This is a genomic window from Shewanella algae, from assembly GCF_009183365.2.
Lineage (GTDB): Bacteria > Pseudomonadota > Gammaproteobacteria > Enterobacterales > Shewanellaceae > Shewanella > Shewanella algae.
In genome coordinates, this window is the sequence record NZ_CP068230.1 from 2030644 (window position 1) to 2056286 (window position 25643).

Sequence of the window (25643 nt, forward strand, 5' to 3'; positions counted from 1 at the left end):
TGGTGTTTCCCGGCCTTGGCCGCTCACTCCTGCCAGCGGATTTCTGTGGTCAGAGTGTGACTCTGTTTGGGGCCGAGCACCAGTTTATCTTCCAGCACATTGGCGGCTTCCAGGCAGACCATGGACAGGTAATCCTGCTCTTGGAAACGGGTCAGCCGCTTGGACTTGTCTATCCAGGGATTCCAAAGTACTGCCGAGTGGCTCTGCTCACGTCTGACAAGAATCGTGCCGTTGGGGGTATGCAGCTTTTGCAGCTCGGACAAGCCGGTGTAAACCCGGTCGGTCTCGCGCTCAAAGCGCACTTCGTCCTCGACTTGTGCATATGGGCCTTCACCAAACTCGATATATTGGCTGCCGGCAAAGCCTGTGGCGCGCAGCTGGTGGATATCGCCGATGGGGAAATAAGAGTGCAGCGCCTGGGTCAGCGTCACGCTTTGCTCTCCGAGGTTGCGGTTAATCAGGCTGACTCTGAGGCTGTCGCTGAGGACAAAGTCCAGCCGCACCTCGGTATCGTGGGGCCAGTAACCTTTGTCCTCGTCGCTGAGTTTAAGGGTAAAGCTCAGCTCTACCCGTTCATTGCTGATATGAGTTCGCTCAAGTTGCCACAGCCGGGTGCGGGCAAAGCCATGCTGGGGCCAGCTCTCATTGGCATGCATGCCAAACCAGGGCCAGCAGACGGGAATACCGCCGCGAATACCACTGCCTGGCAGATAGTCATCGGCAGGAGAAACCCACAGCAGCGGCGCCTTGCCCTTGGGCACAAAGCTGTCTATCTGGGCACCCTGTAAAAAAATACGGCCGTAGCAGAGTGGAGTATCGATTTCGATATAGTCCAGACCATTGGGGTGTTTGCGGGTGTTGACGCTGGCCATGCAGGATTCCTTTAGCGGGCGAACAGGATAATGCCCCTAGCTTACAAAGTTTTACAGCCCGAGATAAGGGGCTGTTCAAGCGAATTTACGCAGAGCGCTGTTCTTGTATTCAAAAAAAGTGATATAAAACTGGTCAGAGGTGCTGAGTTTTTACTCAGAATTGGCTAAGGTGAGACATCAATCACAGGGAAAAGGAAATAAGCATATGGCAAGTTATCAGCCGCCGATGCGGGATTACCGCTTTATTCTTGAACAGTTACTGGATATTTATCAGCAGCCAAAGCTGCAGGGGTTCGATGAAATTGACCCTGAGTTGGTCAATGCCATTCTCGAAGGTATGGCCGATTTCAGCACTGGGGTGATGCTGCCGCTCAACAGTGTCGGCGATCTGCAGGGCTGTCGACTGGAAGCCGACGGGGTGAAAACCGCCGAGGGCTTTATCGATGCCTATCGCCAGTATGTGGACAACGGCTGGCCAACGCTGACCTGTGATCCTGAGTTCGGTGGTCAGGGCCTGCCGGAAGTTGTGGGTATTTTTGCCACCGAAATGCAGACCTCCTCCAACATGGCCTTTGCCATGTATCCCGGGCTGACCCACGGTGCTTACAGTGCCATTTTTGCCCATGGCTCCGAGGCGCTCAAGGCCAAATATCTACCCAAACTGGTGAGCGGCGAGTGGACCGGCACCATGAATCTGACCGAATCCCATGCCGGTACCGATCTGGCGCTGCTGCGCACCAAGGCCGAGCCCAGCACTGACGGTTGCTATCTTGTCAGCGGTGAGAAAATCTTTATCTCCAGTGGCGATCACGATCTGGCCGAAAACATAGTGCACCTGGTCTTGGCCAGGTTGCCCGATGCCCCGGCCGGGGTGAAGGGGATCAGTTTGTTCGCCGTGCCCAAGTATTGGGTCAAGGAAGATGGCAGCCTGGGCGAGGCCAACAATGTCAAGGCCAGCGGCCTCGAGCATAAGATGGGCATTCACGGCAATTCCACTTGTGTGATGCTGTTCGACGGCGCCAAAGGCGAGTTGGTGGGCGAAGCCCATCAAGGCCTCAGAGCCATGTTCACCATGATGAACATGGCGCGCATGGGTGTTGGGGTTCAGGGGCTGGGCGTCTCTGAAATCGCTTACCAGAACGCGCTGGCCTACGCCAGAGAGCGGGTTCAGGGAAGGGCACTGTCCGGCACCAAGGCGCCGGAGCAAAATGCTGATCCTATTCTGGTACACGGTGATGTGCGGCGGATGCTGTTGTCGCAAAAAGTCTTCAATGAGGGCGCCCGCGCCCTTATCGGCCAGCAGGCGCTGTGGCTCGATGAAGCCGAGCGGCATCAGGATGCCGAGCAAAAGGCCAGAGCCAAGGCGTTGGCGGCGTTGTTTACCCCTGTGGTCAAGGGCTTTATCACAGATAGAGGCTTCAGCGCCTGTGTCGATGCCCAGCAGGTGTTTGGCGGCCATGGTTATATCCATGAGTGGGGGATGGAGCAGTTTGTCCGTGATGCCCGTATCGCGATGATTTATGAAGGAACCAATGGCGTGCAGGCCCTGGACCTGGTGGGACGCAAGCTGATGGGGGACAAGGGCGCGGCGCTGAAACTCTGGGCCGCAGAGGTGGAGGCCTTTATCGAAGGTGCCAAACCCAAGGCCGCTCAAGATCCCCGGTTTGCCAAAGTGCTCGAAGGTTTGGGCCAGGCGGCAACGGATATGCAGCGTGGTACTCAGAGCCTGATGGAGTTGGCGATGAAGAATCCCGACAACCTGGGTGCGGCCTCAATGCCTTATATGCAGCTGTTTGGCACAGCTGCGCTGGCGTGGATCTGGGCGCGGATGGCCGAGCTGGCGCTCGATGGGCTGGCAGATGATGCCGACGGTTTCTATGCCGGCAAACTGGCCTCGGCGGGTTTCTTTATGGACTACTATGTCAGCAGCGCCAGTGGCTATCGGCGTCAAATCGCCGCGGCCAGTGAATCCATCATGGCCTTCGACGACAGTTACTTCGGCTAAGCTTCAATACCAAAGGGTCGGTGCAACCGGCCCTTTTTTGTGGTACACCAATAGCTTCCAAGCCAATCGGTTCGTCAGTATGGAGTGACAAGATGGATCTGAATTACGACAACAACAATATTTTCGCCCGCATTCTTCGCGGAGAGCTGCCCTGTATCAAACTCTATGAAGATGAGCATACTCTGTCTTTCATGGATATCATGCCGCAAACCAAGGGCCACTTATTGGTGTTGCCAAAAGAGCCGGCCGTGACCCTGTATCAGTTGTCTGATGAAGCGGCGGCGGCCTGCATGCGTACCGTCAAACTGATGGGCAAGGCAGTGGAAAAGGCCATGGGTATCCCGGGCTCCACTGTGTTCCAACACAACGGCAGCGCCGCCGGTCAGAGTGTGCCCCATGTACATTTTCATGTATTGCCCGGTCCGCTCAAAGGCCTGATGGAGCACGCGGCCCATCAGGGGGATATGGATGAGCTGCACACCATAGCCGACAGAATTCGCGCTTGTATCGGATCTTGAGTTGTTTTCCCCCGCCAGACAGCCGCCACAGGGCGGTTGTTTACTATTAGTGCTATCTCAATCTGCTTAAAGTCAGTTTGCCGTTGATGAGCAAAGAGAGGTTTGATTGCATAATCGCATTGTATTTACCGGTGGGCCGGGTTCAGGCAAGACGTCTGTCATCGACTTTTTGCAAAGCCTGGGTTACCCGAGTGCGCCGGAAGTCGGCCGTAAGGTGATAAAGGCTCAACTGGCGCAAGCTGGAAGGGCGCTGCCCTGGGATGACAAGAGCGCTTTTCGTGATGCCATGGTTGATGAAGAGCTGACGCGTTATCAAACCTTCAGCGGCGATGACGGCATTATCTTCTTTGACCGCAGTATGCTGGATTCCTACGGTTATAGCCTGCTTGAGAACTTAACTATTCCCGAGAGTTTGCTGAGTCATTGCCGTGAGCTCGTTTATCACCCAAGGGTATTCATCTTTCCGCCCTGGCAAGCCATTTATGCCAATGATATGGAACGTAAGCAGGACTTCAGTGTAGCGGTGGCGACTTATCATGAGATGCAAAAAGCCTATGAGGCTTTCGGTTATGAGTTAATTGAAGTTCCCAAATGGTCGGTTGCGAAGAGAGCCGGTTTCATTTTGGCCAAGGTGAGCGAAGCACTGCAAACGCCCTAAGCCGTCGCTCACATTTTCTCCGTTACTTTCTGTTTCTCTGCCATTAAACCAGAGGTTCCGGTTGAATCCCCGGCCCGACCCTACCAAACGCTCAGTTTGAATATTGCCAATATCACAGCAGAGGTCAGCAGTCCAAGACCGCCCAAAATACAAACCACTTTTTCAGGGTAGCGTGAACCCAGTTCGGGAAAGAGGATAGCGCCCAGGCTGAAGCTTGGGATCATCTCGTACAGTAACCCCATTCTCTGGTTGCTTGCCGGTGCAAATGGCGGCAGGTAGAAGTAACAGAGCAGATAAATAGCCAAGGTGACAATCGCGAGCCATTCATAGCCCTTAAAGGGCTCATCGGCCTTGAGCAGACGGCGCAGCAGGACAATCATAATCGCCGCGATTAAAAGTAGCATGACACTTCCCTGTAAATAAAATGGCCGCCACAAACTACGGGATCCGAGATGAGCTGACAAGCGCAAAAGAGAAAAAGCGTCGCAGGGGCGACGCTTTTTGAGGTTATTTACCAGCTCAGGTGGTAATTGATGGCAAAAGTGCGGCCACGGCCGTGATAGTCAAACATCTTCTCCGGGCCGTAAGTCGGGCTGTAGAAGTAAGCGGCTCGCTGGCCCCAAAGGGTGCTGTAGTCCTTGTCAAGCAGGTTTTCGATGCCATAGCTCAAAGTGCCGACCGGCAGTTCGATGGAGCCGAGCAGATCCAAAGTGGTATAGCTATCTAACTCACTTCTCTGGCCATCATTTGCCTTGAAGCGATAGTCAGAGTCGGCGCTGAAGCTGTGCTCGGCCTGCAATCTTAACTGCTGGCTGTCACCGCGCCAGGCGATAAAGGCCGTGGCTTTGGAAGGTGAAGCATAGGTGACTGTCTCATCAATCCAGTCGGCGCCATTTTTGATTTCACTGCGAACCAGATGCAGGTTGCTGCCCACCTGCCAAGCGCTGCTGATATCGAAGTTCAGCTGGGCTTCCAGGCCATAGGTGCGTTTATCGTTGTCCTTGACTTCTATGGTCAGATCGCTGCGATTGACCTCAATCACCTTATCCGAGATGGCGTAATACAGACTGGCCTGGGCCTGCCAACGGTCGGCCAGATAGCGCCAGCCCAGCTCAAAGGAGTCGGTCTTGATACCATCGAGGCGGGAATCATTGATATTGATGCTGTTGGTCAACTGCAGATAACCATCGGCATTGGCCTGATAGGTGCCGCGACCATAGTATTTGGACAGATCCGGCAGCTCAAAGCCCTGTGAGTAGGCAAGCCACAGTTGCTGATCCCGACTCAGTTTAGCCACCAATCCCAGGTTAACCAGGCCGACATGGTAGTCGGTGCTGCCGCCCTTGATAGCATCGGCGCCCGGCGCCTTACCCTGGGCAATCGCCACCTGTTGGTTATAGCCGATAAAGTCATCGACGTTGTTGTCCATCTGCTGATAACGATAACCTGCGTTGAGCACCAGATAGTCGTTGATATCCCAGCTGCCCTGCAGGAAGGCTGCGATCGACTCGACACTGAAGTCGACATATCGGCCTGTGGTGAACAGCTCCTTCATGGTCAAACCGCCACTCTGGTTGGCGGCGTCGAGATCAAAACTCATCTGATCCGAGTCGAAGCTCTCCTTGTCCCAGTCGATGCCCCAGGTGAGTTTGAGGCTGTCGCTGGGTCTGGATTCCAACACGGCTTTCAGGCCATAAATGCCGGTGTTTTGTGACGAGGCAGAGAAGTTGTAAACCCCGAGGGTTTCACTGACGTAAGGGAAGGGGTGAAAGTCGAGATCTTCCTTGCGATAAAAGCCTTGCAGGTACAAGGTTTGGCCGAGAAAGTCAGCCTGGGTATAGCTGAGGTTCAGTAAGGTACGATCGGTTTTGGGACTGCGATCGGCATTCAATCCCTTGCGGCTTTCGAGCAGGGAAGCATCTGAGGTAACGCCGCTGAAGTTTTCCCCCATATAGAGGCCGTGGTCGCCATCGGACTCATTGTTGTAAAACTGCACCATGGCACTGAGGGTGGCATTGTTTGGTAGGCTCCAGTCCAGATTGGCCATCAGATCATAACCTTGGGTATACTGCATGCCGGTTTGGGTGATATCCGGCATCACCTGATTGCCGCTGCCGTCGAACCATTGGCCATTTTCCTGCCAGGCGGCACTGAAACGTCCCTTGAGGGTATCGCTGCCTCCGGCCACGGCAAAGGCGGCGCGGTAATCCAAGTCATCACTGCCGTTAAAACCCGATTTGAAACCTGCTTCGGCTTCAAAGGTATCCTGGCTGTCGGCGGCTTTTTTGGTCACTATATTGATAGCGCCGCCCAAAGCACCACCGCCATAGAGGGCTGAGGCGCCGGCCAATACTTCAATGCGGGCGATGTTAAAGGGATCTATGCTGTCCAACTGGCGGCTGATCCCTCTGGAGGTGTTCATGGATACGCCGTCTATCAGCACCACCATGGCGCGGCCGCGCATGTTCTGACCAAAGTTGGTTCGGCCCTGGCTGGATACGTCCATGGAGGGAACCAGGGCGGCCAGCATTTCTTTCACGCCTTTGCCGCTGTCTATCTGCTCGCGGATGCTGTTTTCATCGATTAACCAAACCGTGCTGGAGAGCTCGCTTATCTGGGTAGGGGTACGGTTGGCACTGACCACCATGCGCTCCATCTGGGTTTCTTCGGCCATGGCGGCCCCCATCAGCAGCAATTGACTGCTGACAGCAGCGGCGACAAGGCTCATCCGAACCATGGATTTGGGCATAACATTCTCCTAAACAACTCAAGGGGTTAAATGAGGCACCAGACAGGGATCCAGCAGGCAAACACCAGGCTGAGCGTCTTCTTGCCGGGTTGGTATCCCAAGGCTAAAGACAGCACCAAGCCTGGTGCCAACAGCAGGATCAACAGCCGGGCATCCAGCCCAAAACTGGCCAATACCAGCATGATTGCCAGCAAGACCAATCCCTCACACCAAAGCAGTTGGTTACAGCGCAACAACAGCGGGGACGTTTCCATATTATTTGGCCTCCTGAAAGATGTTGCATTTTAATTGCAAACAAGAATGGTTCGCAATTGAATTTACACTGAGTGATGGAAAAGTGAGCTTATGGATAGATGATTATTTCCATAATGAAATCATGGGTATGTAAATGGATTTTCGAATAGTGCTTTAAGGACTTCCGCGCGAGGCACTTAATGTTGGCTGTGGCAAAGATGAGAACTGGCTATTGGCCTGGAAAGTCTCGGCCGGGCTTTCATGGTTGATTTCAGCCGCCGATAGGGCATAGATTACGGCAAGGCAGAGAGGGACCATACTGAGATAGCTTGTAATCAGCGCAATGGATGAGTTTACAGGGAAGGCTGCTGTTAACGCGATCTGATGAGCTGGATAAAAGAGATGACGCTGCACTTTTCAGCGCCTGGCCGCATTAAAACGCTCGGCTCAGCCGAAGAGATGAGCATTCAAATCAGTTTGGCAACCGAAGGCGGCTCAGGGACGCCGGTGCCAGATCTCTCTATTGAGGTGGACAATCTTGATTTGGTGCTTCATCGGCTGAGAGCGCAAAACATAGAGATTGAATACGGGCCAATCTCAGAGCCTTGGGGTGTGCGCCGCTTTTATATCAGAGATCCATTTGGGAAATTGCTCAATGTACTTCAACATGATCCGGATATACTCCTAACTTCAAATTGAATAGTGGATGATTTTACTTAAATAACCCATTGATTTCACTATGGCCACCCCAGGAGAATTGCTTTTACCCCGGGGCAGAGCGTCGGGACAATAAGGAATTAAGCAGATGCAGTTACCCATAGAATATTACTGGTTGAAAGCGCATAAATTTGCAGGACTCATGCCTTGGTGGTTTATCGATGAACCCGGCGGACCCGGGCTGAGAATGGAATACCAAAAAGAAACCGGGGAGGACTTCTATCCCATCGCCAGGCGGCAAGACAATGACAGCGTGGCCGGGTTTAAAGTGATTGACGGCGAAATACAAAAAGAGCTGGTCTCTGTCCATTTAACCTGGACAGGAAAGCGCGAACAGCAAGGTTTTCCGGCCAGGGCCGTGTACAAGGATATTTTTTCCTGGTTGTCAGAAGAAGTCCTTCCCGAAACGGCTGACTGGGTAAGTGAAGAATTCCTGGCGGAGCTTGAGGAGGAAAATAGATAGCTGCGCTGTGTTTAGTTGCTTTGTTTAGTTGCCTTGTTCTATCAACTTTGCCCCATCCAGCTTAGTTAATCATGCCATTACCCACAGAGGGTTTGCAGCCGACAGATGACTTGGCTAGAATTACTGTAATTTTATCCAGTAATACTGTTCAGTGACAGCCAAAGGACGCAGTGGATGATCCTCTATATCGCCGAAAAGCCCAGCCTTGGGCGCGCCATCGCCGAGGTGCTCCCCAAACCCCATCGCAAACATGAGGGCTATATCGAGCTTGGCAACGGAGATTGTGTTTCCTGGTGTATAGGTCATCTGCTGGAGCAAGCTGAGCCGGATGCTTACGATCCCGCCTACAAGTCCTGGCAGTTGGAACATCTGCCTATTGTCCCGTCCGATTGGCAGATTAAACCCAAAGCCAGCAGTCGCGGCCAACTCAGTGTCTTGCGTAAATTGGTCAAGCAGGCCAGTGAGTTGGTCAATGCCGGCGATCCGGACCGGGAAGGGCAGTTGTTGGTGGATGAAGTGATTGCCCATCTTGGGGTCAAGGGCGATAAGTTGGCAGCGGTTAAACGCTTGTTGATAAGCGATCTCAACCCGCAGGCGGTAAAACGCGCCCTGGGGCAGATGCGCAGCAACCGCGAGTTTGTGCCATTGTCGACTTCGGCACTGGCGCGTAGCCGAGCCGATTGGCTCTACGGCATGAATATGACCCGTGCCTATACCCTGCAGGGGCGCAAGGTGGGCTATCAGGGGGTGCTGTCGGTCGGTCGGGTGCAAACCCCTGTGCTTGGTTTGGTTGTCCGGCGCGATCAGGAAATCGCTGCCTTTGTGCCCAAACCTTTTTATGAAGTACTGGCCCATCTTAGCACCCAAGAGGGGAGCTGTTTCAGCGCCCGCTGGCAGCCCAGTGAGGCCTGTCAACCTTGGATGGATGAGGAGGGGCGGGTGCTCTCCCGCGGTTTGGCGATGAATGTGGTCGGCAGGATCACCGGCCAACCCGGCCGGGTAGATGAGCTGGAGCGTAAGCAAAGACACCAGGCACCGCCTTTGCTCTATAGTCTGTCTGCGCTGCAGATTGATTGCGCCAAACGCTTCGGTATGAGCGCCAAAGAGGTGCTGGATACGGCGCAGTCCCTGTACGAACGGCATAAATTGATAACCTATCCGCGCTCCGATAGCCGTCACCTGCCCAAGGCGCAGTTACAGCTGGCCCCGACAGTCTTGAATGCCATTACCCAAGGGGCGGCAGAACTGCTGCAAGGCTGTGAAGCGCCCAATCCCGCCCTTAAGTCCAAGGCCTGGAATGATGCCAAGGTGGACGCCCATCACGCGATAGTGCCTACGGAAAAGACGGCTAACCTCGGTGTTTTATCACAGCGTGAGCGTCAGGTGTATTTGCAGATTGCCCGTCAGTATTTGGCGCAGTTTTACCCTAATTATGAGTACCTTGAAACCCACGCCGTGATCGACATTGTTGGAGGTTGTTTCGTGGCCAAGGCCAAACAGCCATTGAAACAGGGTTGGAAGCAATTGTTTGGCAAACAAAAAGCCGACGATGAAGCGGAAGATATTCAAACCAGCTTACCTGAGCTGACTCAGGGGCAGATACTGGATTGCCTTAAAGGTGAATTAGTGGAAAAGATGACCCAGGCCCCCAAGCATTTTACCGATGCCACACTGCTGGCGGCGATGACAGGAATAAGCCGCTATGTGAAAGACCCAGAGATCCGCAAAATTCTCAAGGAAACCGATGGTCTGGGCACAGAAGCGACCCGCGCCGGGATCATTGAACTCTTGTTTAAACGTGGCTTTTTGAAACGTCAGGGCAAGAGTATTTTGGCTACCGAGGCCGGTAGCGGGCTTATTCAAAGCCTGCCTGAAGTGGCCACCACGCCGGATATGACGGCGCTGTGGGAAAGTAGCCTGGATGCGATTTGTCGCCGTGAACTTAAATATCAGGCCTTTATGCAGCCCTTGACGGCTAAACTGGGCGAGCTTATTGAGCAGGCCAAGGCACAACTGCCTACGGCCTTGAGTGGCGTGAAAAGTACAGGCTTCAAAGGACGTAAACGTCGCAGTGGCGCTTATGCCGGCAAGGCCGGTGCCCCCAAGGGCACAAGCACCAAGAAGAGCACTGGCGTTAAGACCGGCACCGGCAAGCGTAGCTATCGCTCAGCGACCAAGAGCAAAACCAAAGCCCAGTCCGCAACGTCCTGAGAACTTGGGGTTATTTCAAGCGTCGGTATTGGTTGGACAGGGCATGGTACTCGTATCCCAGCGCACTGAGCTTATGCTCGAGCTGGGCAGGTGACAGGTCAAGCTCGTAATAAAGCGCATCTCTGTCCGGGCATTGCAGTCTCAGTTTCTCATTGACTATGCCCAGCAGTATTTCGGCGGGCAGATGTTGCAGGCTTTCCATATTCCCTCCAGGTGTCAGCGGTTGACTGTTTCATAATGCAATAGAGTTGGCTTGGGTTGCAAATCTTGCCTGAATATATTTAAAGTTTGATAAAATCAATATCTTAATAAAGCAATTTCATTTTCTATTCCCGGCGGTTTTGCCTTTGTTTTATCCCCCCTTCTTTATCAACTCTTGTTACATCAAGCATTCGTGATGATTCGAACCGAGTTAGCTTTAACTGTATAAAAATCAAACCGTTATTCTTGCCTGTGTGGCAGTAAACTCGGCTCTTGTCGATACGCATGCATCTCTTTTGCTGCATAAACTGCTCGCTTGTTACAACGATATTTAATTCTTCTCACGGCATTTAACGCCCGCCAACCACGATATTTCACGATTTGTCGATCCAGCTCAGGAAACCAGGGGTTGGGATTGGCTTTTTAACAGCTGGCACGCAAACTGCAGCCCTCGAGTAACACATAGAAATATGTCTAATAAATCAGCGTATTAAACGCGTTTTACTTATAAAAGGGTAATGAATATGAACAAGAAGATCCTGGCACTTATGATCCCGGCTATGCTGGCGAGTGGCGCTTCTCAGGCTGTGGAACTGTATAACGATCAGACCAACAGTGTGAACATGATAGGTTGGTTGGGTTTTGCTGCCTTCAATGATGGTCATGAAACCTCTGTTATTGATAACTTCTCTCGCGTAGGTTTCCGTTTTGACCGTCAGGAGCGTAACGGCTGGCGTGCCTTTGCCCACACAGAGTGGGGCATCAACATGGTGACCAGCGATGACGGCCTGATCTACACCCAAGGCCAGGGCGGCGGTCAGATGCGTGCCGAGAAGAACAGTGACTTCTTGTTCAACCGCTTGGGTTATGTGGGTATGGCTCATGATAAGTGGGGTACTCTGACTTTCGGTAAGCAGTGGGGTGCATACTATGATGTGGCTTACACTACCGACGTGCTCAATGCCTTCACAGGTTGGTCTGTAGGTGCCTACACCTTTGGTGACGGTGGCCTGACCGGCGCCGGTCGTGCCGATGCTGCCTTCCAGTATCGCAATACCTTCTTCGGCAAGCTGCATATCGCCCTGCAGTATGCTTCCAAGCAAAATGACGATGTCGCCCTGTTTGACGAAAACGGCGCCGCTCTGAACGATGGCTCTGAGCTGAGCTTTGACTCCAGCTATGGTGCCAGCGTGACTTACTATGTGACCGATAAGTTCAAGGTTCTGGCCGGTTTCAACCGTGGCGACTTTGAAGGCAACCTGGCCGGTGTTGCCGTTGATGATACCAACCAGATCGTCGGTATCGGTGCCCAGTACGGCAGCTTCTACCAGTATGCTCCAGGCCGTGACGCCGATGGTCTGTACGTGGGCTTCAACGCTCACAAGAGCAAGCAGAACGAACTGGTTGGCGGCAGCCTGTACGACTCCACCGGCGGCGAATTCATCCTTGCTTACCAGTATGACAACGGCTTTGTTCCTTCTCTGTTGCTGAGCTATCAGGATCTGGACACAGATGCCAACACCGCCATCCAAGGCGATTGGACCCGCCAGTTTGCGGTTCTGGGTCTGCACTACCGTTACAGCCGTGACACTGTGATGTATGCCGAAGCCAAGATTGACTTCAGCAGCATGGATGACAAGTCCTGGGAAGATCTGCAGGACAACAACTATGCGGTAGGTATCCGTTACTTCTTCTAAGGGGCTCCCTGTATTTCCCTGCACAGGCCACCTTAGGGTGGCCTTTTTTTTATTCACTTTATTCACGAGCTTATCCATTGCATTGGACAAGGGAAACTAGATGCCATCACGGACATGAGTCCAGGGTGTGAAGGAGACTCTGATTGAACAAGGAAAAGATGAAACTCAATAGTAAAATAGTCGGGTTAGCCGTTACCTTGCTTGGCGGTTTTGGCACGACTGATGCCAGCGCATCGACTCAAATAGAGGCCGGTTATCTGGGGTTTACGAGTGCCACCCGTGACGATAATCCCGGGGCTTTCAACCAAAGCTTTGCCGCGCTCAGTCATTTCAGTCGTGACGAGCGCAACACTTTTTATCAGATGCTCAAGGTGGAAAACCCCGGTAAATGGGTGGCGGATAAACGGGTCGCCTTCAAGTCATTGACGGTTTGGCATTATCGGCTCAACGAAGAGCGTACCGCCCTGTGGCTGCAAAACTTTCTCGGCACCCATAAGCATCTGACCGAGGATAATTTTTATCTCGGCTTGAAGCAGCATTTTGACTGCGGCGCGCTGCGTTTCAACCTGGGATTGGCGGGGCATTATACTGTGAGTCAGTCCAATCTGACCGATAAAGATTACTCAGGGTTATCCGGCGTGGTGCTCAATGGCAACAGTTATTACGATTTGCCAGTGCTCCCCAAGGGCTGGAAATTAAACCTGGATTATACTGCGGCTTTTGGCCGTGACCGCGAGCATGCGGCTGTCTTTGGTTATGACGACGATTATGGTCATCAATTGTTTGCCGCTGTTTCCGGCCCATTGGCACAAGATTTGAGTCTCAAGCTGCAACTGACGCACTACAAGAGTTGGGGCACTGCTCCCAACGATGGCCTGGAGTACAGCTTCTCGCTTCGCTACGCTTTTTAACGCCACTGGTATATGCGCTTTCAAGCCCGTCGATGAGACAAGATGCAACAGCCAGACCCGGCAGCAAGGTGCAATAAAAAGGCCGAAAGTGATGACTTTCGGCCTTTTATGTTATTTTTCCCCGTCGGAATGAGCTTGCTCCTGTCCGGAGTCGTTTGCCATGTCCTGTTTCTAAACGATCCCCAGTTTTTTCATCTTGCTGCGTAGAGTATTGGGGTTAATATCCAACAGCTCGGCAGCGCCGCCGGGGCCGTAGAGCTTGCCGCCGGTCACTTTAAGGGCGTGCTCTATGTATTTACGGGTCATGGTTTCCAGCGGTACCAGTTGATTGCCCGCATGGCTGGGGTCGACCACTATGGTCTGGCCGCTGGCGGTGGCCACGGCTTCGGTTTGCGGCGCCAGGAAACTGAAGTCCAGTGGTCCGGCCGGGTTTTGAATGATGGCCCGCTCCAGCACATTGATCAGCTCCCTGACATTGCCGGGCCAATTGTACTGACTGAGAATGGCCAACTGCTCAGGGCGGATACAGGGCAGTTTGATCAACTGGAATCGGGCGCTCAGCTGTTCAATAAAATGCTGCACCAACAGAGGGATATCTGTGCGCCGCTGGCGTAAAGAGGGGATGTCTATCGGGAATACCGCCAGCCGATACCAGAGATCCTCACGAAAATCCCCCTGATGCACCATGGCTTGCAGGTGCCTGTGGGTTGCCGCTATCACTCTGATGTTCAGGTGTACCTGTTCATGGCCACCGACTCGGGTAATGGTGCTGTTTTGCAGTACCCGCAGCAGTCTCACTTGAGCCGAGAGTGGCAGTTCACCAATCTCATCGAGGAAGATGGTGCCGCCGTTGGCCTGTTCAAAATAACCGGCCTTGCGCGATTCGGCGCCGGTAAAGGCGCCTTTCTCATAGCCGAACAGCTCTGAGTCGATAAGGGTCTCGGGAATGGCGCCGCAGTTGACTTTGACAAAGGGTTTGCCGGCCCTGGCCGAGAGTTCATGAATGGCGTTGGCAATCACCTCTTTTCCGCAACCGGTTTCCCCCAGCATCAGTACTGTGGTGTTGAGATGGGCGATGGATTGCACTTGTTGCATCACCTGTTTCAGCCCCGAGTTGGCACCGACCACACCGTTTTGCACATCCAGCGTGCGTTTGAGGCTAACGTTTTGTTTGGCCAGCGCCTGATTTTCCAGCAGCAGATTACGACCTCTGAGGTTGAGGGCAGTGATCAGGGCAAAGGTGCTCATCTGCGGCGCCAACATATCTGCGTGTCGGGGGCGGAAGGTACCGGCACTCTTGGAGTAAAAACCTACTATGCCCAAATGGGTATCTTCCATCGACATACGTAAAATGATCAGCGAGCGGATCCCGGGGATCACCTTGGGGGCAACCTGGGATGTCACGGGATCATGATCAATGTCGTTAACAATCCTCACCCTCGGCCTATCGGGATCTTCCAGCGTTTTGGCCAGTCCCTCTGGGAGGGAAACCTGGACATCAAGCGTGCTTGCCTGCGTTTCGCTGGCCTGGGCGATAAATTGTATATCATTGAATTCTTTTCGATAAATATTAATGAACAGGCCATCGAGTGGCACTGAGTCACGTACATAGTCGAAGTAGTGTTTAAGCGAGGTTTCCAACTGCAGGCTACTACAGAGCCGCCTGGTACACTCGTAATAAAAGTGTTTTTCCATTGATATTTCAAATAAACCGCGAAGTTTCGTGATTGTAGATCTTTATATTTCGTGATTCTGTGGCCGTAATCATAAATCTCCCCCTGAGCACCTCTTTTTGGTTAGTTGGCATGGCCAGTGCAACTGGTTGACTGAGTTCTTTCCCTGCATGAAAGGAAAATAAGTACATGACAGAAAAACAGAAAATAGACAGTGGTCGTCGTCAGTTGCTCAAGGGCGGCGCCGCTCTGGCAGTGACCGGGGTGGGGATGGCTGTCAGCAGTGGTGCCATGGCCCAGTGCCGCGAACAGGCGCCGGAATCCTTTGATGAACTGGTAGACGTATTGGTAGTCGGCAGTGGCTTTGCCGGTATGGCTGCAGCCCTGCAGGCCCGTGAAGCCGGTGTCAGCGTAATGGTTATCGACAAGATGCCGGTTTTTGGTGGCAACTCAACCATTAATGGTGGTGCCATGGCGGTTGCCGGTTCTCCGTTGCAAAAGCAGGCCGGTATTGAAGATTCAGTAGATGCCATGGTGGCCGACATGTTGCGCGCAGGTCGTGGCATGAATGATGTTGAAATGCTCAAGCTGGTATGTAACGGCACGGCAGAATCCTGCCAGTGGCTGATTGACTACGGCGTCAAGTGGAAGCCTTTCGTACAGCATTTCGGTGGTCACAGTGTGCAGCGGGTACTGCAGACAGTAGAAAGCTCCGGCGCCGGTATCATACGTCCGCTGGTCAAGGCTGCCCGCGCCAAAGGCGTGATCATGAAAAATCAAACCAAGCTCGAATCTTTTATCCGTGATGCTGAAGGCCGCGTGATCGGGGTCGAGGTTCGTGAAGGTTATTATTTCCCACGGGAGCGGACAGGTAAGATACGCACCATAGGAGCCCGCAAAGGGGTGATCATGGCGACCGGCGGCTTTGGCCGGGATATCGAATATCGCATGATGCAGCTGCCTGAGTTGAACAATGACCTGGACTCAACAAACCATCCGGGGGCGACCTCTGAAGCACTGAAGCAGATGATGCTTCTGGGGGCCAACCCTATCCATCTGGATCAAATTCAGCTGGGCCCATGGGCATCACCCGATGAGAAAGGTTTTGGTACTGCATCCCAGTTCAACACCATTGCCACTTATCCTCACGGCATAGTGGTGGATGTGCGCACCGGTGAGCGTTTCTTCAATGAGCTGGCCGACCGTAAGGCGCGTGCCGATGCCATCATGACCCGCAGAGATGAGCACAACAACCCTGTGTATCCCATTGGCTTTACCAATGCCGAAGGTGCCAAGAATGCCCAGACATTGGATTGGGGTATCAAGTACAAGGTGATCACCAAGGCCGACACTCTGGATGAACTGGCCAAGGCCTATGGTATGCCGGCCGACAAGCTCAAGGCGCAGGTGGCCCGCTGGAACGAAGCGGTCAAGAGCGGAGAAGACAAAGAGTTTGGTCGTCCAATGCAGGAAGCCATAGTGCTGGACAAGGGCCCATGGTACGCGGTGCGTATGTGGCCGAAAGTTCACTACTGCATGGGTGGTGTCAAGGTTAATACCAATTCTGAAGTCCTGCATCTGGTCAGTAACCAGCCGATTGCAGGCTTGTATGCGGCCGGCGAATCCACCGGCGGTATTCACGGTGCCAGCCGCCTCGGTGCCTGTGCTGTGGCTGAAGGTATTGTCACCGGCCGTAATGCCGGCCGTAACTGTGCCGCTGCCAAGCCGGTAGCACTGAAGCAAGCGTAACAAATTCAATAACAAGGAGTAAGATGATGAACAAATCTCTAATGCTGGCGTCGCTGACGCTGGGCCTGATGTCAGGCAGTGCTCTGGCAATGGAACAAGTGGTTCTGGATGGCAAGCACATGACTCAGGAACAAGCCTGGGCCATTGCCGATGGCGCCAAAGTCAAAGTAGCCTCTCAGGCACGCACCAAACTGGTTAAGTCTCACGAGTTGCTGATGGAAGCTGCGCGTCTGGGTAAGCCTGTCTATGGTCTGACTGTAGGTGTGGGCCTGAACAAAGACCACAAGCTGTTTGATGCCAATGGTGAGCTGAGTGCCGCCGTTATGGATGCTTCCCGTAGCTTCAACTACAGCACGCTGCGCGCTCACAGTGCCGGTGTCGGCGAGCCTATGCCAGTGCGTCTGACCCGTGTGGCTCTGGCCGTGCGTCTGAACACCATTCTGGCCGGTCAAACCGGGGTTCAGCCTGTGGTTGCCGACCTTTACGAAGCCTACCTGAACAAGGGTATTACTCCTGTTATCCCTTCACAGGGTACTGTGGGTGAAGCCGACATCCTGCTGGCCTCTCACGTCGGTCTGGCGATGATTGGTGAGTGGGAAGTGTTCTACAAGGGCAAGCGTGTCAGCAGCCGTGAAGCCATGGCCGATGCCGGAGTTCCTTTGCTGGAGCCTATGGGTAAAGATGCTCTGTCCATCCTGTCCAACAACGCAGTGGCTGTAGCCTATGCGATGAAGGGCTATCAGGATGCCAAGCACCTGCTGGAAGTGTCTCCAACCGTATTCGGTCTGAGCCTTGAAGGTTTGAATGGTAACGTGGCACCTTTCCTGCCACAAACCAATGATATCCGTCCTTTCCCTTATATTCAGGCAACCACCAAGGATATTCTGGCGCAGCTGGATGGCAGCTATCTGTGGCAACTGAATGATGAGCGTCCGCTGCAGGATCCTCTGAGCTACCGCACCACAGCCTACACTCTGGCCAGTGCCAAGAAAGCCCTGGTGGATCTGGGCGAAGTGATCGACATTCAGATCAACCACTCAGACGATAACCCAGCCGTAGTACTGGGCGCATCCAAGGACTACAGCCAGTTCCCTCAGGTAGCCAAATACATGGTTGAAGGCAAGGGTGGTGTGTTCCCAACCACCAACTTCGAGCCTCTGCCTGTTGCCCTGGCGGTACAGAACCTGAGCACTGCCCTGACTCACGTGTCTCACAACAGTGTAATGCGCACTATCCACCTGTCTGATGCCCACTTTACCCGTCTGAGCCGCTTCCTGGCCGGTCCGGAAAACAATGGTCATGCTTTCGGTGCTATCCAGAAAGCCTTCGTTGACATGCAGGTGCGTAACAAGCAATTGGCTAGCCCGGTTTCATTCGATGGTATCCAAATTGCCGGTAACATCGAAGACACTTTCACCAACCTGAAACTGGCTTCTGACAACCTGATCCAGATTGTTGACAACACCAACACCATCTATGGTCTGGAGCTGTTGCACTCTACTCAAGCTATCGATCTGCGCAAGATGCACGACAAGAGCCTGAAGCAGGGTAAAGCCACAGGTGCCATGTATGAAGGTTATCGTCAGAAAGTGCCTTTCGTAAGCAAAGATCGTCCTTTCACTCCTGACATTCAGGCGTCACACGACTTTATTGCCAACTACTGATAGAAGAGCGGGGCAGGCAACTGCCCCGCAACAGGAAGCCCAAGATGTTGAAGATGATATCCACTGTTCTTGTAGCCTGCGCCTTGTTGCTGCCTGGAGCGGCCAACGCCATGAAGATCAAGGACTACCACAAAGAAGTCATGACGGCTGAAAATGGTCGTGTCGATTGCGCCGCCTGCCATGGTGATGCCAAGCGCAAGACCATTCCCGATGCGACAGCCTGTGAAGCCTGCCACGGCACTCCTGAAGATGTTGCCAAGCAGACAGCACGTCCGGCCAACGCCGGTCATGATGTTGAACCCAACCCCCATGACAGCCTGCACTATGGCACGGACTTGCCATGTACTTACTGCCATCAGGAGCACAAAGAGAGCAAGGTTTATTGCAATCAGTGCCATGAGTTCACCTATCCAGCAATGAAGCGCTAAGTCGGCGGTTCGAGTCTCCCTGTATTCTTTGGATTGGACCCAGTCCGTTATTTCCACCGCAGCCTTGGCTGCGGTTTTTTTTGGATAAAAAAAGGTCTGCCAAAAGGGCAGACCGGGACGACACCGAAACAAGCGTTTAAGCAAAGCGTCAATGGATGTGGAACCAAGTTCAGTGTGCGCTTTTAAAATTAACCCAAACTGAATTCACCTGAGCGCCTGGCCGCGATTGAGCGCAATCAGCTTATCGAGGATCCGCTCACCATCCATGCGTATGCCATTGTGCTCATATTCAGAGGTCAACCAATACTTGAGGTTGCCGACTCTGGCGGCGGTTTCCAGGCTGTAGGCCTGCTCGACATACATATCTTCGCTGTAGATGGCAGCAGCGACAGGTACACGGTTATTGGCGAGAATGTTCGGGTCATAGAGTGAAGGCCAATCGGCTTTGGCGGCCAGCAATTCGGCGCAGGCTTTCAGTGGCTTGAGGTTGGCAAACTGTTCGAACATCCAGGGGTAAATCATCTCGCCGCTGAAAAGCAGCTCTTCGGCGTCCGGGGCAAAAGCCGGATATTCGCCCCGCACCCTGTGGGCGGCCCAGTTTGCGGCTTGCTGCTGGCAGTAGATGGACTCGTGCATTATGGCAAACAGCGGGTTGGTATTGTAATCCAGCATTTGGCAGAACTGCGCCTCAAACAGGGGATTGAGCGCCTTGCCACTTGGGGTATCTATCAAGGCTTGCTCCAGCAGATAGTAGACGGCTTCCGGCCCTTGCTCCATGCCTAAGTTGACCCCTAAAAGTTGCAGCATTTCCTGGGTCAGCCGTTCTCCTGTGGCCAGGCGCGCCTCATGGCTATTGATAAAGCCTCTGAGCTCGGCCAATAGGGCTTTGGCATCTTTGAAGCGGGCAAAGAAATCCTGATTTTTGGCCAGCAGGCGTTGATAAGTTGCCCGGTAAACCTCGGTAGCGGGGCGCTCAAGGGAAGGGATACCGCCGGTAATAAAGGCTTCCTTGAGCCCTTGCGGCGCGGCGCTCAGATATCTGAGTACGCAAAAGCCACCGAAACTCTGACCGAGAATGCTCCAGGGAGTATCAGGGCTCAGTTGTGCCCGAATCGCCTCGGCATCGCGGATGATGTTGTCGGCGCGGAAATGGCTCAGGTGCTCAGCCTGCTCGTCAGGCGTCATGCCGTCCAGTGTCTTGAAGCTGACCGGGCTTGAAAGACCAGTACCACGCTGATCCAGCAAGAGTACCCTATACTCCTTGAGCGCTCTTTTAATCCAGCCGCCATTGGCATGGGGGCGGGCGGCACCAAAGCCCGGGCCACCCTGAAAAAACACCAGGAGTGGCAGGGTCGCGGCGTTATCCTGGGTGCCGATAAGCTCCCGAGCAAAAATTTGCAGTTGTTCCCCGGTGGGATGCTGATAATCCAGTGGCAGAGAGAAGAAGTGTTTGCGGCTCAGGATGCCAGCAAGACGGCTGTCTGTTATCATGTAGGGCCTTGGGCTTGAAGGTTGGATGGCTCAAAATTGTATACAAAAATCCCTGCGCTGCAAACCGGCGCCAGAAAAGCCGCTTATCTGTCGCTTTCCTGCCCGGGATCAATTTTTCTGTTGCCGGGTTGGTGGATCATGCATCGAGACGATCTATCGATCATGGAACGATAACAGCCTGCGAGTGTGTGTAATGAAATACCAGATCATCCCAGTGACCCCTTTCCAGCAGAATTGCAGCCTCATCTGGTGTGAGAAGAGTGGCAAAGCCGCTGTGATAGATCCAGGCGGTAACCATGAGCGCATCATGGATGCCCTGGCGCAGCACGGCCTGCAGTTGCAATATATTCTTTTGACTCACGGACACATAGATCATGTTGGTGCCGCCAAGGCTTTGGCCACCGAGTGTGACGTGCAGATTATTGGCCCGCATATCGACGATAAATTCTGGCTGGAGAACCTGCCACGCCAAAGCCAGAACTTTGGTTTCCCGGCCTGTGAAGCTTTCGAGGCAGACCGTTATCTCGAAGATGGTGAAGAGGTTACATTGGGAGAGCAGGCATTGCAGGTGTTTCACTGTCCGGGGCATACACCCGGGCATGTGATCTTCTTTGACCGCGAAGAGAACCTGGCCTGGGTGGGAGATGTCCTCTTCCGTGGCTCTATAGGCCGTACTGACTTTCCCGGCTCCAACTATCAGCAGTTGATTGACTCCATTCGTTACAAACTCTGGCCCTTGGGCGAGCAGGTCAACTTCATTCCCGGCCACGGCCCTATGTCGAGCTTTGGTGAAGAGCGGCGAAACAACCCTTTCGTTGCCGATCAGCTACTGGCCGATTGAGGCTATCCCAGTCGCAACTGACCCGGGCATGCCCGGGTTTTTATTGTCACCCCAAAACCACCTCCTATGGAGGTGGTGATCGTCAAGTCGGGGCTCAGCCCGAAGAGTGCCCATGCTGCATACTGACTCGGTTTGTTACCTGCAAATCAAGGAGTAAGCAGTATGAGCCGATATGAAAGTGCATCGCACGTCTTCTATCGCTGTCAGTATCACATTGTATGGAAGCCAAAGTATGGCCGAGTTGGGCAGGAGGTTTGTCGCAGTATTTATATCTATAGCGGCATGAAGAGGTGTCGGATAGTAGAGCTAAATGTCCTGATAGACCATGTTCACTTATTGGTGAGACTTCCGCCAAGCTTGAGTGTCTTCAGTGGGAGCAAACGAAGAGATCATTCGTCGATATGTAAGGTATCAACAGAAAGTAGAGGCAGAGGAATCTATCGGTCAGCTCAAGCTTGGTTTGGATGGGTGATTCTTTTAGCCCCCTTCTAGGGGGCTGTTCAAAGCCACCTGCTATGCAGGTGGATTTTTTACTTGGCTGAAATTCACTCCATTATTGTTTTTTTACTACTAAATGTTTGCAAAGTGAGCCAGGTCTCGGCATTAATAGGCCCTTTTTTGGTGTAGATCCGGTTTTTGTTATCAAAAACGGGGTAATTTAACCAATAGTTACATTTTGTGGAGATACTCCTATGCAACAGCGTTGGCATGCAGCAATATCTGCCGGCCTCTTGGCCACTGTCTGGTGTGGGGTTGCCGACACCTTTGGTCTGATCACCTGGATAGGGTTTCTGGGGTGCAGTACTTTCTTTGCTCAAGGACGCAGTGGGTTCGCCGGTTTGCTTCAGGCCTGGTGCACCAATACATCGGGAGTATTCTGGGCCTGGCTTATCATCAGCGGCAGCAGCTTCTTTGTCTCGCCGGTATTTGGCTGGATCTTCACCGGCATAGCCACCAGCGCCATGTGCCTGCAGGCCTGCTTCGGTAAACTTAACTTTATTCCCGGTGCCTTTATTGGTTGTTGCATTACCTTTGCCATGTCGGCGGATATTGCGGCTATTATGCCGCCGCTGCTGATTGGCGCCGTATTCGGTTATGCCATGAGTCGCTTGACCGATCTCATGGGCTATTGCCAAACCAGCCGCAGTCGTCAAACTCAAACAAAACCTCTGCCGGCCGAAAGGGTGGTGGAGTAATAGATTATACTGCCAGGGTCCTGTCCCGGCTTTTAGCTTCGCGCTGAGGAGCACTGATGAAGCAGATCCAGTTTAGAAAAGTTGATGCCATGCTGATTAAGTTCAGTCTCAACGGTAAATTCTGGCTTGTGTGTTCGCTGGTTACCGCCATAACCGCCGCTATCGCACTGGCCAACTGGTGGCAGTTGGATGCCAGTGTAACCCAGGGCGCTGAGGCGCGTTTACAAGCCAAAGCTGAGACCCTGCTCCAGCTGGCGCCCGAGTCGGAGCGCGATCTTTGGCTACAGCAGCAAGGCCTTAGCCGCAATGAACCGCGCGCCGAGGTGAAAGTTATGCTCAGTAGCCGCGACGGCAACTACTGGCTCGGTGACGGCTTAACACAGCAGGAGCAAGAGATGCTCAGCCGGGCAAACTGGTTGCTGCTGTGGGCTTTTGTCGGGCTGTTGCCACTGTTTCAACTCAGCTATTGGATCTCCACCTCTCTTGGCGGCGGACTCTGGGATATGTATATGGCAATCAAACGCCTGGCTGACGGCGATTTGAGCTTCAGGCTCAATTTCTTCGGCACAGATGATTTTAGCCTGATAGCCCGCGAGATTGACCGCTGCGCCGATAACATGAGCGAAATGGTCACCGCCATCAGCAGCAATGCCGAAACCTTGTCGATGGCGGCTTCCGAATTTGCCGAGCAAGCCGCCGCCGGTGATGAGATGGGCAAAATTCAGTGGCAGTTTCTCGATACTGTGGCCACGGCGATGGAGCAGATGAGCAATGCCATTACCGAAGTGTCCCACAACGCCGCCGAAACCTCTTCCCAGACCCGGGACAACGCCTCTCAGATGGGCCAGGGCGCCAGACACATAGCAGAAACGGTTGCCAGTATAGGTGAGTTGTCGGGCCGGATTGCCGAGGCTTTCTCTTCGGTATCGCAACTGTCGCGGGATGCCACCGAGATTGGCGCCGTGGTGACCACTATTGATGGTATTTCCGAGCAGACCAATCTGCTGGCGCTCAATGCCGCCATCGAGGCCGCCAGAGCCGGTGAACAGGGGCGCGGCTTTGCCGTGGTTGCCGACGAGGTGCGGACCCTGGCGGGGCGAACCCAGGAAGCGACAGTGGAAATTCAACGTATGATTGAGGGTTTGCAGGCGGGCAGCCGTAATTTGTCTCAGTTGACCGAGGCGATAGTGTCGCAGGCCGACGAAAGCCGCCAGGCGATCATTCAGGTGGGTACAGATGTTGAGGGGATGCGTGGCTCAGTGGATGCGGTTTTTGATCGCAGCAGCCAAATCGCAGCCTCGGCCGAAGAGCAAAGCGTGTCGGCCCGGGAGATCAGCTCGCAGCTTGGCGATATCCGCAGCCACTCGGATCAGATGCGCCAGGCCAGCGAAAGGGCGATAGAGCTGAGTCAAAAACTGGCCCAGGCTTCTGCCGCTCTGACCCGGCTGTTGGCACAGTATAAAACCAGTTGAACTGCTAGACAGCTGAGCCATAAAAAAACGTCGGCATCATCAGATGTCGGCGTTTTGCGTTATAGCGTTTCCTGAGCTTTGTTTTTTGCTTCAGGCGTGCCGCTTGCTGTGGTCAGCATCAGCAGCGCCATCAGCGTTAGCAACAATGTCAGCGAAAACAGCTCCAGATAGGCGCGTGATCCGAGGGCTTGTCGATGCCGCGAAGCGCGTAATCCACATCGGCCTCACTCAAGCGGCTTGCCAGCGACTCGGTTGCCAGGATCACATCGATACGCAGGCCGCGGTTATCATCAAAGCCACGGCTGCGATAATCAAACCAGGAGTAGCGTTCGCTGCGCTGTGGATGCAACTGGCGGAAGGTATCCACCAAACCCCAATCCAGCAGGGTTTGCAACCATTCACGCTCTTCCGGCTGGAAGCTGCATTTACCTGTCTTCAGCCAACGTTTGGCATTGGCATCGCCGATGCCGATATCCAGATCCAGCGGCGAGATATTGATATCCCCTATGATGGCAATATCCTGATCCGGGCTGAATGAGTTTTGCAGATACTGCATCAGATCGGCGTAAAACTTACGCTTGGCCGGGTACTTGGTCTCGTGATTGATATTCTCCCCCTGGGGGAAGTAGCCGTTGATCACTGTCAGCACCCGGCCGTTGTCCTGGATGAACTTTCCGGCGATAAGCCGGCGCTGGGCATCTTCATCGTCGGTGGGAAAGCCTTTTTGAACCTCAATGGGGGCCTGTTTGGATAACAGAGCCACGCCATAGTGGGCCTTGCCACCGTGGAAATGTACCTGATACCCCATGGCTTCCACTTCGGCCAGAGGGAAGGCTTCGTCGTGCACCTTGGTTTCCTGCAGCCCTATGATGTCCGGCTGGTGACTGTCGATCAACTGTTGCAGTTGATGCAGACGAGCTCTCAGTCCGTTGATATTGAAGGAAACGATTTTCATCAGGGCAGCACTCGTTTGAAGGGTTTAACGATAACACTCAGATAAACGCCGGCGGCAACATAAGGATCGGCATTGGCCCAGGCCTGGGCGGCTTCCAGCGATTCAAACTCGGCCACCACCAAAGAGCCGCTGAATCCGGCGTCCCCCGGGTTTTCACTGTCCACGGCGGGATGTGGACCGGCCAGCATCAATCGTCCTTCATCGGCCAGCAATTGCAGGCGCTGCAGATGGGCCGGACGAGCGGCAAGACGTTTTTCCAGGCTGTTTTCAACATCTTGGGATGAGATCATATACCACATTATTTGAGTTCCTTGCGTTGCTCTTCGGGGATGTGTTTAAAGAGATAAACCACGGTTGCTATGGTGTTCAGCAGCGTCACTGCGGTCAAGCCAAAGACCTTGAAGTTGACCCAGGTTTCCTGACTCAGGCTGAAGGCGACATAGATATTGATAAGGCCGCAGATAATAAAGAAACTGACCCAGTACCAGGTGACTCTGGCCCATATCTTGTCGGCGACCTTGAGTTCCTGCCCCAGCATGCCCTTGAGTACAGGCTTATTCAGCAATTGGCTGACACCCAGACCCAAGGCGAACAGGGCATAGACTATAGTGACTTTCCATTTGATAAAGGCATCGTCGTGAAACACCAAGGTCAGGGTACCGAATACGGCCACCATGGCAAAGGTGATGAGATGCATTTTCTCAAGCTTGCGGTACAGCAGGTAGGTCACCACGAGTTGCAGAGCCGTTGCGGCTATCAAGGCGCCACTGGCGACATAGATATCGTAAAACTTATAAACGGCAAAGAAGATGACCAGCGGCAGGAAATCCAACAGTTGTTTCATAGTAATCAGACTGAGTGAAAATTGCCTGTGAGTTTAGCACGGCGGGCTTTGAGGGATAAACCTCTTCGGCCCTTGCGTGGGGCAGTGCACAATT

Annotated in this window: 24 protein-coding genes and 1 pseudogene; 15 read left to right on the top strand and 10 right to left on the bottom strand. The window is 53.5% G+C overall.

The annotated features are described in order from the left end of the window. Positions 1-23: 23 nt before the first annotated feature. Entirely contained in the window at positions 24-872 is an 849-nt protein-coding gene (locus E1N14_RS09020) for a D-hexose-6-phosphate mutarotase (RefSeq protein ID WP_025010495.1), read from the bottom strand. A 205-nt stretch (positions 873-1077) separates the two neighbouring features. On the opposite strand from E1N14_RS09020, the gene E1N14_RS09025 reads away from it, so the two are divergent. The 3 genes from E1N14_RS09025 (at position 1078) to E1N14_RS09035 (ending at position 4053) form a co-directional block, all read left to right on the top strand. Next, a complete protein-coding gene (locus tag E1N14_RS09025; RefSeq protein WP_025010496.1) occupies positions 1078-2877 on the top strand; it encodes an acyl-CoA dehydrogenase C-terminal domain-containing protein in 1800 nt (599 codons plus the stop codon). A 92-nt stretch (positions 2878-2969) separates the two neighbouring features. After that, positions 2970-3395 (top strand): HIT family protein, encoded by a 426-nt coding sequence (locus E1N14_RS09030; protein ID WP_174539799.1) that lies wholly within the window; start codon positions 2970-2972, stop codon positions 3393-3395. A 106-nt stretch (positions 3396-3501) separates the two neighbouring features. Beyond that, a complete protein-coding gene (locus E1N14_RS09035) occupies positions 3502-4053 on the top strand; it encodes an AAA family ATPase (protein ID WP_025010498.1) in 552 nt (183 codons plus the stop codon). 80 nt (positions 4054-4133) lie between these two features. On the opposite strand, the gene E1N14_RS09040 is transcribed toward E1N14_RS09035, so the two are convergent. The 3 genes from E1N14_RS09040 to E1N14_RS09050 form a co-directional block, all read right to left on the bottom strand. After that, positions 4134-4457 carry a hypothetical protein gene (locus E1N14_RS09040; protein WP_025010499.1) on the bottom strand — a complete coding sequence of 108 codons (324 nt, stop codon included), beginning with the start codon at positions 4455-4457 and terminating at the stop codon, positions 4134-4136. 107 nt (positions 4458-4564) lie between these two features. Next, positions 4565-6802: a TonB-dependent receptor gene (locus E1N14_RS09045; protein ID WP_062793797.1), complete on the bottom strand. Its 2238-nt coding sequence runs from the start codon at positions 6800-6802 to the stop codon at positions 4565-4567. A 26-nt stretch (positions 6803-6828) separates the two neighbouring features. Beyond that, positions 6829-7056, bottom strand: coding sequence for a hypothetical protein (locus tag E1N14_RS09050; RefSeq protein WP_025010500.1), 228 nt, complete (start codon positions 7054-7056; stop codon positions 6829-6831). Between the two features lie 364 nt (positions 7057-7420). Between E1N14_RS09050 and E1N14_RS09055 the strand changes: the two genes are divergently transcribed. From E1N14_RS09055 to E1N14_RS09065, 3 genes are all read left to right on the top strand, one after another. After that, positions 7421-7735, top strand: coding sequence for a VOC family protein (locus tag E1N14_RS09055; RefSeq protein WP_025010501.1), 315 nt, complete (start codon positions 7421-7423; stop codon positions 7733-7735). A gap of 106 nt (positions 7736-7841) precedes the next feature. Then, entirely contained in the window at positions 7842-8216 is a 375-nt protein-coding gene (locus E1N14_RS09060) for a hypothetical protein (RefSeq protein ID WP_025010502.1), read from the top strand. A gap of 174 nt (positions 8217-8390) precedes the next feature. Beyond that, on the top strand, positions 8391-10427 hold the full coding sequence (locus tag E1N14_RS09065) for a DNA topoisomerase III (RefSeq protein ID WP_062793796.1): 2037 nt from the start codon (positions 8391-8393) through the stop codon (positions 10425-10427). Positions 10428-10437: 10 nt separating this feature from the next. On the opposite strand, the gene E1N14_RS09070 is transcribed toward E1N14_RS09065, so the two are convergent. After that, positions 10438-10629: a DUF4250 domain-containing protein gene (locus E1N14_RS09070; RefSeq protein WP_025010503.1), complete on the bottom strand. Its 192-nt coding sequence runs from the start codon at positions 10627-10629 to the stop codon at positions 10438-10440. Positions 10630-11152: 523 nt separating this feature from the next. Here E1N14_RS09070 and E1N14_RS09075 point away from each other — a divergent pair. Together E1N14_RS09075 and E1N14_RS09080 are read left to right on the top strand one after the other, a co-directional pair. Then, on the top strand, positions 11153-12325 hold the full coding sequence (locus E1N14_RS09075) for a porin (RefSeq protein WP_025010504.1): 1173 nt from the start codon (positions 11153-11155) through the stop codon (positions 12323-12325). Between the two features lie 158 nt (positions 12326-12483). After that, entirely contained in the window at positions 12484-13236 is a 753-nt protein-coding gene (locus tag E1N14_RS09080; protein ID WP_152134900.1) for a nucleoside-specific channel-forming Tsx family protein, read from the top strand. Between the two features lie 171 nt (positions 13237-13407). Here E1N14_RS09080 and E1N14_RS09085 read toward each other — a convergent pair whose 3' ends face one another. After that, positions 13408-14931: a sigma-54-dependent Fis family transcriptional regulator gene (locus E1N14_RS09085; protein ID WP_025010506.1), complete on the bottom strand. Its 1524-nt coding sequence runs from the start codon at positions 14929-14931 to the stop codon at positions 13408-13410. A gap of 167 nt (positions 14932-15098) precedes the next feature. On the opposite strand from E1N14_RS09085, the gene E1N14_RS09090 reads away from it, so the two are divergent. The 3 genes from E1N14_RS09090 to E1N14_RS09100 are packed head-to-tail and all read left to right on the top strand — an operon-like array spanning position 15099 to position 18750. Then, positions 15099-16658 (top strand): flavocytochrome c, encoded by a 1560-nt coding sequence (locus tag E1N14_RS09090; protein ID WP_025010507.1) that lies wholly within the window; start codon positions 15099-15101, stop codon positions 16656-16658. Between the two features lie 26 nt (positions 16659-16684). Then, positions 16685-18322, top strand: a complete 1638-nt coding sequence (locus tag E1N14_RS09095; RefSeq protein WP_025010508.1) for an HAL/PAL/TAL family ammonia-lyase — start codon at positions 16685-16687, stop codon at positions 18320-18322. A 44-nt stretch (positions 18323-18366) separates the two neighbouring features. Next, positions 18367-18750 carry a cytochrome c3 family protein gene (locus E1N14_RS09100; RefSeq protein WP_025010509.1) on the top strand — a complete coding sequence of 128 codons (384 nt, stop codon included), beginning with the start codon at positions 18367-18369 and terminating at the stop codon, positions 18748-18750. A gap of 204 nt (positions 18751-18954) precedes the next feature. On the opposite strand, the gene E1N14_RS09105 is transcribed toward E1N14_RS09100, so the two are convergent. After that, positions 18955-20241, bottom strand: a complete 1287-nt coding sequence (locus tag E1N14_RS09105; RefSeq protein ID WP_062793795.1) for an alpha/beta fold hydrolase — start codon at positions 20239-20241, stop codon at positions 18955-18957. A 193-nt stretch (positions 20242-20434) separates the two neighbouring features. On the opposite strand from E1N14_RS09105, the gene E1N14_RS09110 reads away from it, so the two are divergent. The 4 genes and pseudogenes from E1N14_RS09110 (at position 20435) to E1N14_RS09125 (ending at position 23750) form a co-directional block, all read left to right on the top strand. Next, positions 20435-21082 (top strand): MBL fold metallo-hydrolase, encoded by a 648-nt coding sequence (locus E1N14_RS09110; RefSeq protein ID WP_025010510.1) that lies wholly within the window; start codon positions 20435-20437, stop codon positions 21080-21082. 162 nt (positions 21083-21244) lie between these two features. After that, positions 21245-21554 (top strand): annotated as a pseudogene (locus E1N14_RS09115) (transposase). Positions 21555-21774: 220 nt separating this feature from the next. Continuing rightward, positions 21775-22278, top strand: coding sequence for a DUF1097 domain-containing protein (locus E1N14_RS09120; protein ID WP_025011772.1), 504 nt, complete (start codon positions 21775-21777; stop codon positions 22276-22278). A 56-nt stretch (positions 22279-22334) separates the two neighbouring features. Further along, complete coding sequence (locus E1N14_RS09125; protein WP_062793868.1) at positions 22335-23750, top strand: methyl-accepting chemotaxis protein; 1416 nt, start codon at positions 22335-22337, stop codon at positions 23748-23750. Positions 23751-23898: 148 nt separating this feature from the next. Here E1N14_RS09125 and xthA read toward each other — a convergent pair whose 3' ends face one another. Genes xthA through E1N14_RS09140 form a run of 3 tightly spaced genes read right to left on the bottom strand, consistent with a single transcriptional unit; the run spans position 23899 to position 25549 of the window. Then, positions 23899-24705, bottom strand: a complete 807-nt coding sequence (gene xthA / locus E1N14_RS09130) for an exodeoxyribonuclease III (protein WP_025011773.1) — start codon at positions 24703-24705, stop codon at positions 23899-23901. Next, positions 24705-25004 (bottom strand): YciI family protein, encoded by a 300-nt coding sequence (locus E1N14_RS09135; protein WP_025011774.1) that lies wholly within the window; start codon positions 25002-25004, stop codon positions 24705-24707. The genes xthA and E1N14_RS09135 overlap by 1 nt, the downstream gene beginning before the upstream one ends. Then, positions 25004-25549 (bottom strand): septation protein A, encoded by a 546-nt coding sequence (locus tag E1N14_RS09140; RefSeq protein WP_025011775.1) that lies wholly within the window; start codon positions 25547-25549, stop codon positions 25004-25006. Before E1N14_RS09140 ends, E1N14_RS09135 begins: the two co-directional genes overlap by 1 nt. Between the last annotated feature and the right edge of the window lie 94 nt (positions 25550-25643).

Excerpts from the sequence above, each read along its gene's own strand:
- E1N14_RS09020 (WP_025010495.1), bottom strand. The coding sequence starts at position 872 with ATGGCCAGCGTCAACACCCGCAAACACCCCAATGGTCTGGACTATATC.
- E1N14_RS09025 (WP_025010496.1), top strand. The coding sequence starts at position 1,078 with ATGGCAAGTTATCAGCCGCCGATGCGGGATTACCGCTTTATTCTTGAA.
- E1N14_RS09030 (WP_174539799.1), top strand. The coding sequence starts at position 2,970 with ATGGATCTGAATTACGACAACAACAATATTTTCGCCCGCATTCTTCGC.
- E1N14_RS09040 (WP_025010499.1), bottom strand. The coding sequence starts at position 4,457 with ATGCTACTTTTAATCGCGGCGATTATGATTGTCCTGCTGCGCCGTCTG.
- E1N14_RS09045 (WP_062793797.1), bottom strand. The coding sequence starts at position 6,802 with ATGCCCAAATCCATGGTTCGGATGAGCCTTGTCGCCGCTGCTGTCAGC.
- E1N14_RS09050 (WP_025010500.1), bottom strand. The coding sequence starts at position 7,056 with ATGGAAACGTCCCCGCTGTTGTTGCGCTGTAACCAACTGCTTTGGTGT.
- E1N14_RS09055 (WP_025010501.1), top strand. The coding sequence starts at position 7,421 with ATGAGCTGGATAAAAGAGATGACGCTGCACTTTTCAGCGCCTGGCCGC.
- E1N14_RS09060 (WP_025010502.1), top strand. The coding sequence starts at position 7,842 with ATGCAGTTACCCATAGAATATTACTGGTTGAAAGCGCATAAATTTGCA.
- E1N14_RS09065 (WP_062793796.1), top strand. The coding sequence starts at position 8,391 with ATGATCCTCTATATCGCCGAAAAGCCCAGCCTTGGGCGCGCCATCGCC.
- E1N14_RS09070 (WP_025010503.1), bottom strand. The coding sequence starts at position 10,629 with ATGGAAAGCCTGCAACATCTGCCCGCCGAAATACTGCTGGGCATAGTC.
- E1N14_RS09075 (WP_025010504.1), top strand. The coding sequence starts at position 11,153 with ATGAACAAGAAGATCCTGGCACTTATGATCCCGGCTATGCTGGCGAGT.
- E1N14_RS09080 (WP_152134900.1), top strand. The coding sequence starts at position 12,484 with ATGAAACTCAATAGTAAAATAGTCGGGTTAGCCGTTACCTTGCTTGGC.
- E1N14_RS09085 (WP_025010506.1), bottom strand. The coding sequence starts at position 14,931 with ATGGAAAAACACTTTTATTACGAGTGTACCAGGCGGCTCTGTAGTAGC.
- E1N14_RS09090 (WP_025010507.1), top strand. The coding sequence starts at position 15,099 with ATGACAGAAAAACAGAAAATAGACAGTGGTCGTCGTCAGTTGCTCAAG.
- E1N14_RS09095 (WP_025010508.1), top strand. The coding sequence starts at position 16,685 with ATGAACAAATCTCTAATGCTGGCGTCGCTGACGCTGGGCCTGATGTCA.
- E1N14_RS09100 (WP_025010509.1), top strand. The coding sequence starts at position 18,367 with ATGTTGAAGATGATATCCACTGTTCTTGTAGCCTGCGCCTTGTTGCTG.
- E1N14_RS09105 (WP_062793795.1), bottom strand. The coding sequence starts at position 20,241 with ATGATAACAGACAGCCGTCTTGCTGGCATCCTGAGCCGCAAACACTTC.
- E1N14_RS09110 (WP_025010510.1), top strand. The coding sequence starts at position 20,435 with ATGAAATACCAGATCATCCCAGTGACCCCTTTCCAGCAGAATTGCAGC.
- E1N14_RS09120 (WP_025011772.1), top strand. The coding sequence starts at position 21,775 with ATGCAACAGCGTTGGCATGCAGCAATATCTGCCGGCCTCTTGGCCACT.
- E1N14_RS09125 (WP_062793868.1), top strand. The coding sequence starts at position 22,335 with ATGAAGCAGATCCAGTTTAGAAAAGTTGATGCCATGCTGATTAAGTTC.
- xthA (WP_025011773.1), bottom strand. The coding sequence starts at position 24,705 with ATGAAAATCGTTTCCTTCAATATCAACGGACTGAGAGCTCGTCTGCAT.
- E1N14_RS09135 (WP_025011774.1), bottom strand. The coding sequence starts at position 25,004 with ATGTGGTATATGATCTCATCCCAAGATGTTGAAAACAGCCTGGAAAAA.
- E1N14_RS09140 (WP_025011775.1), bottom strand. The coding sequence starts at position 25,549 with ATGAAACAACTGTTGGATTTCCTGCCGCTGGTCATCTTCTTTGCCGTT.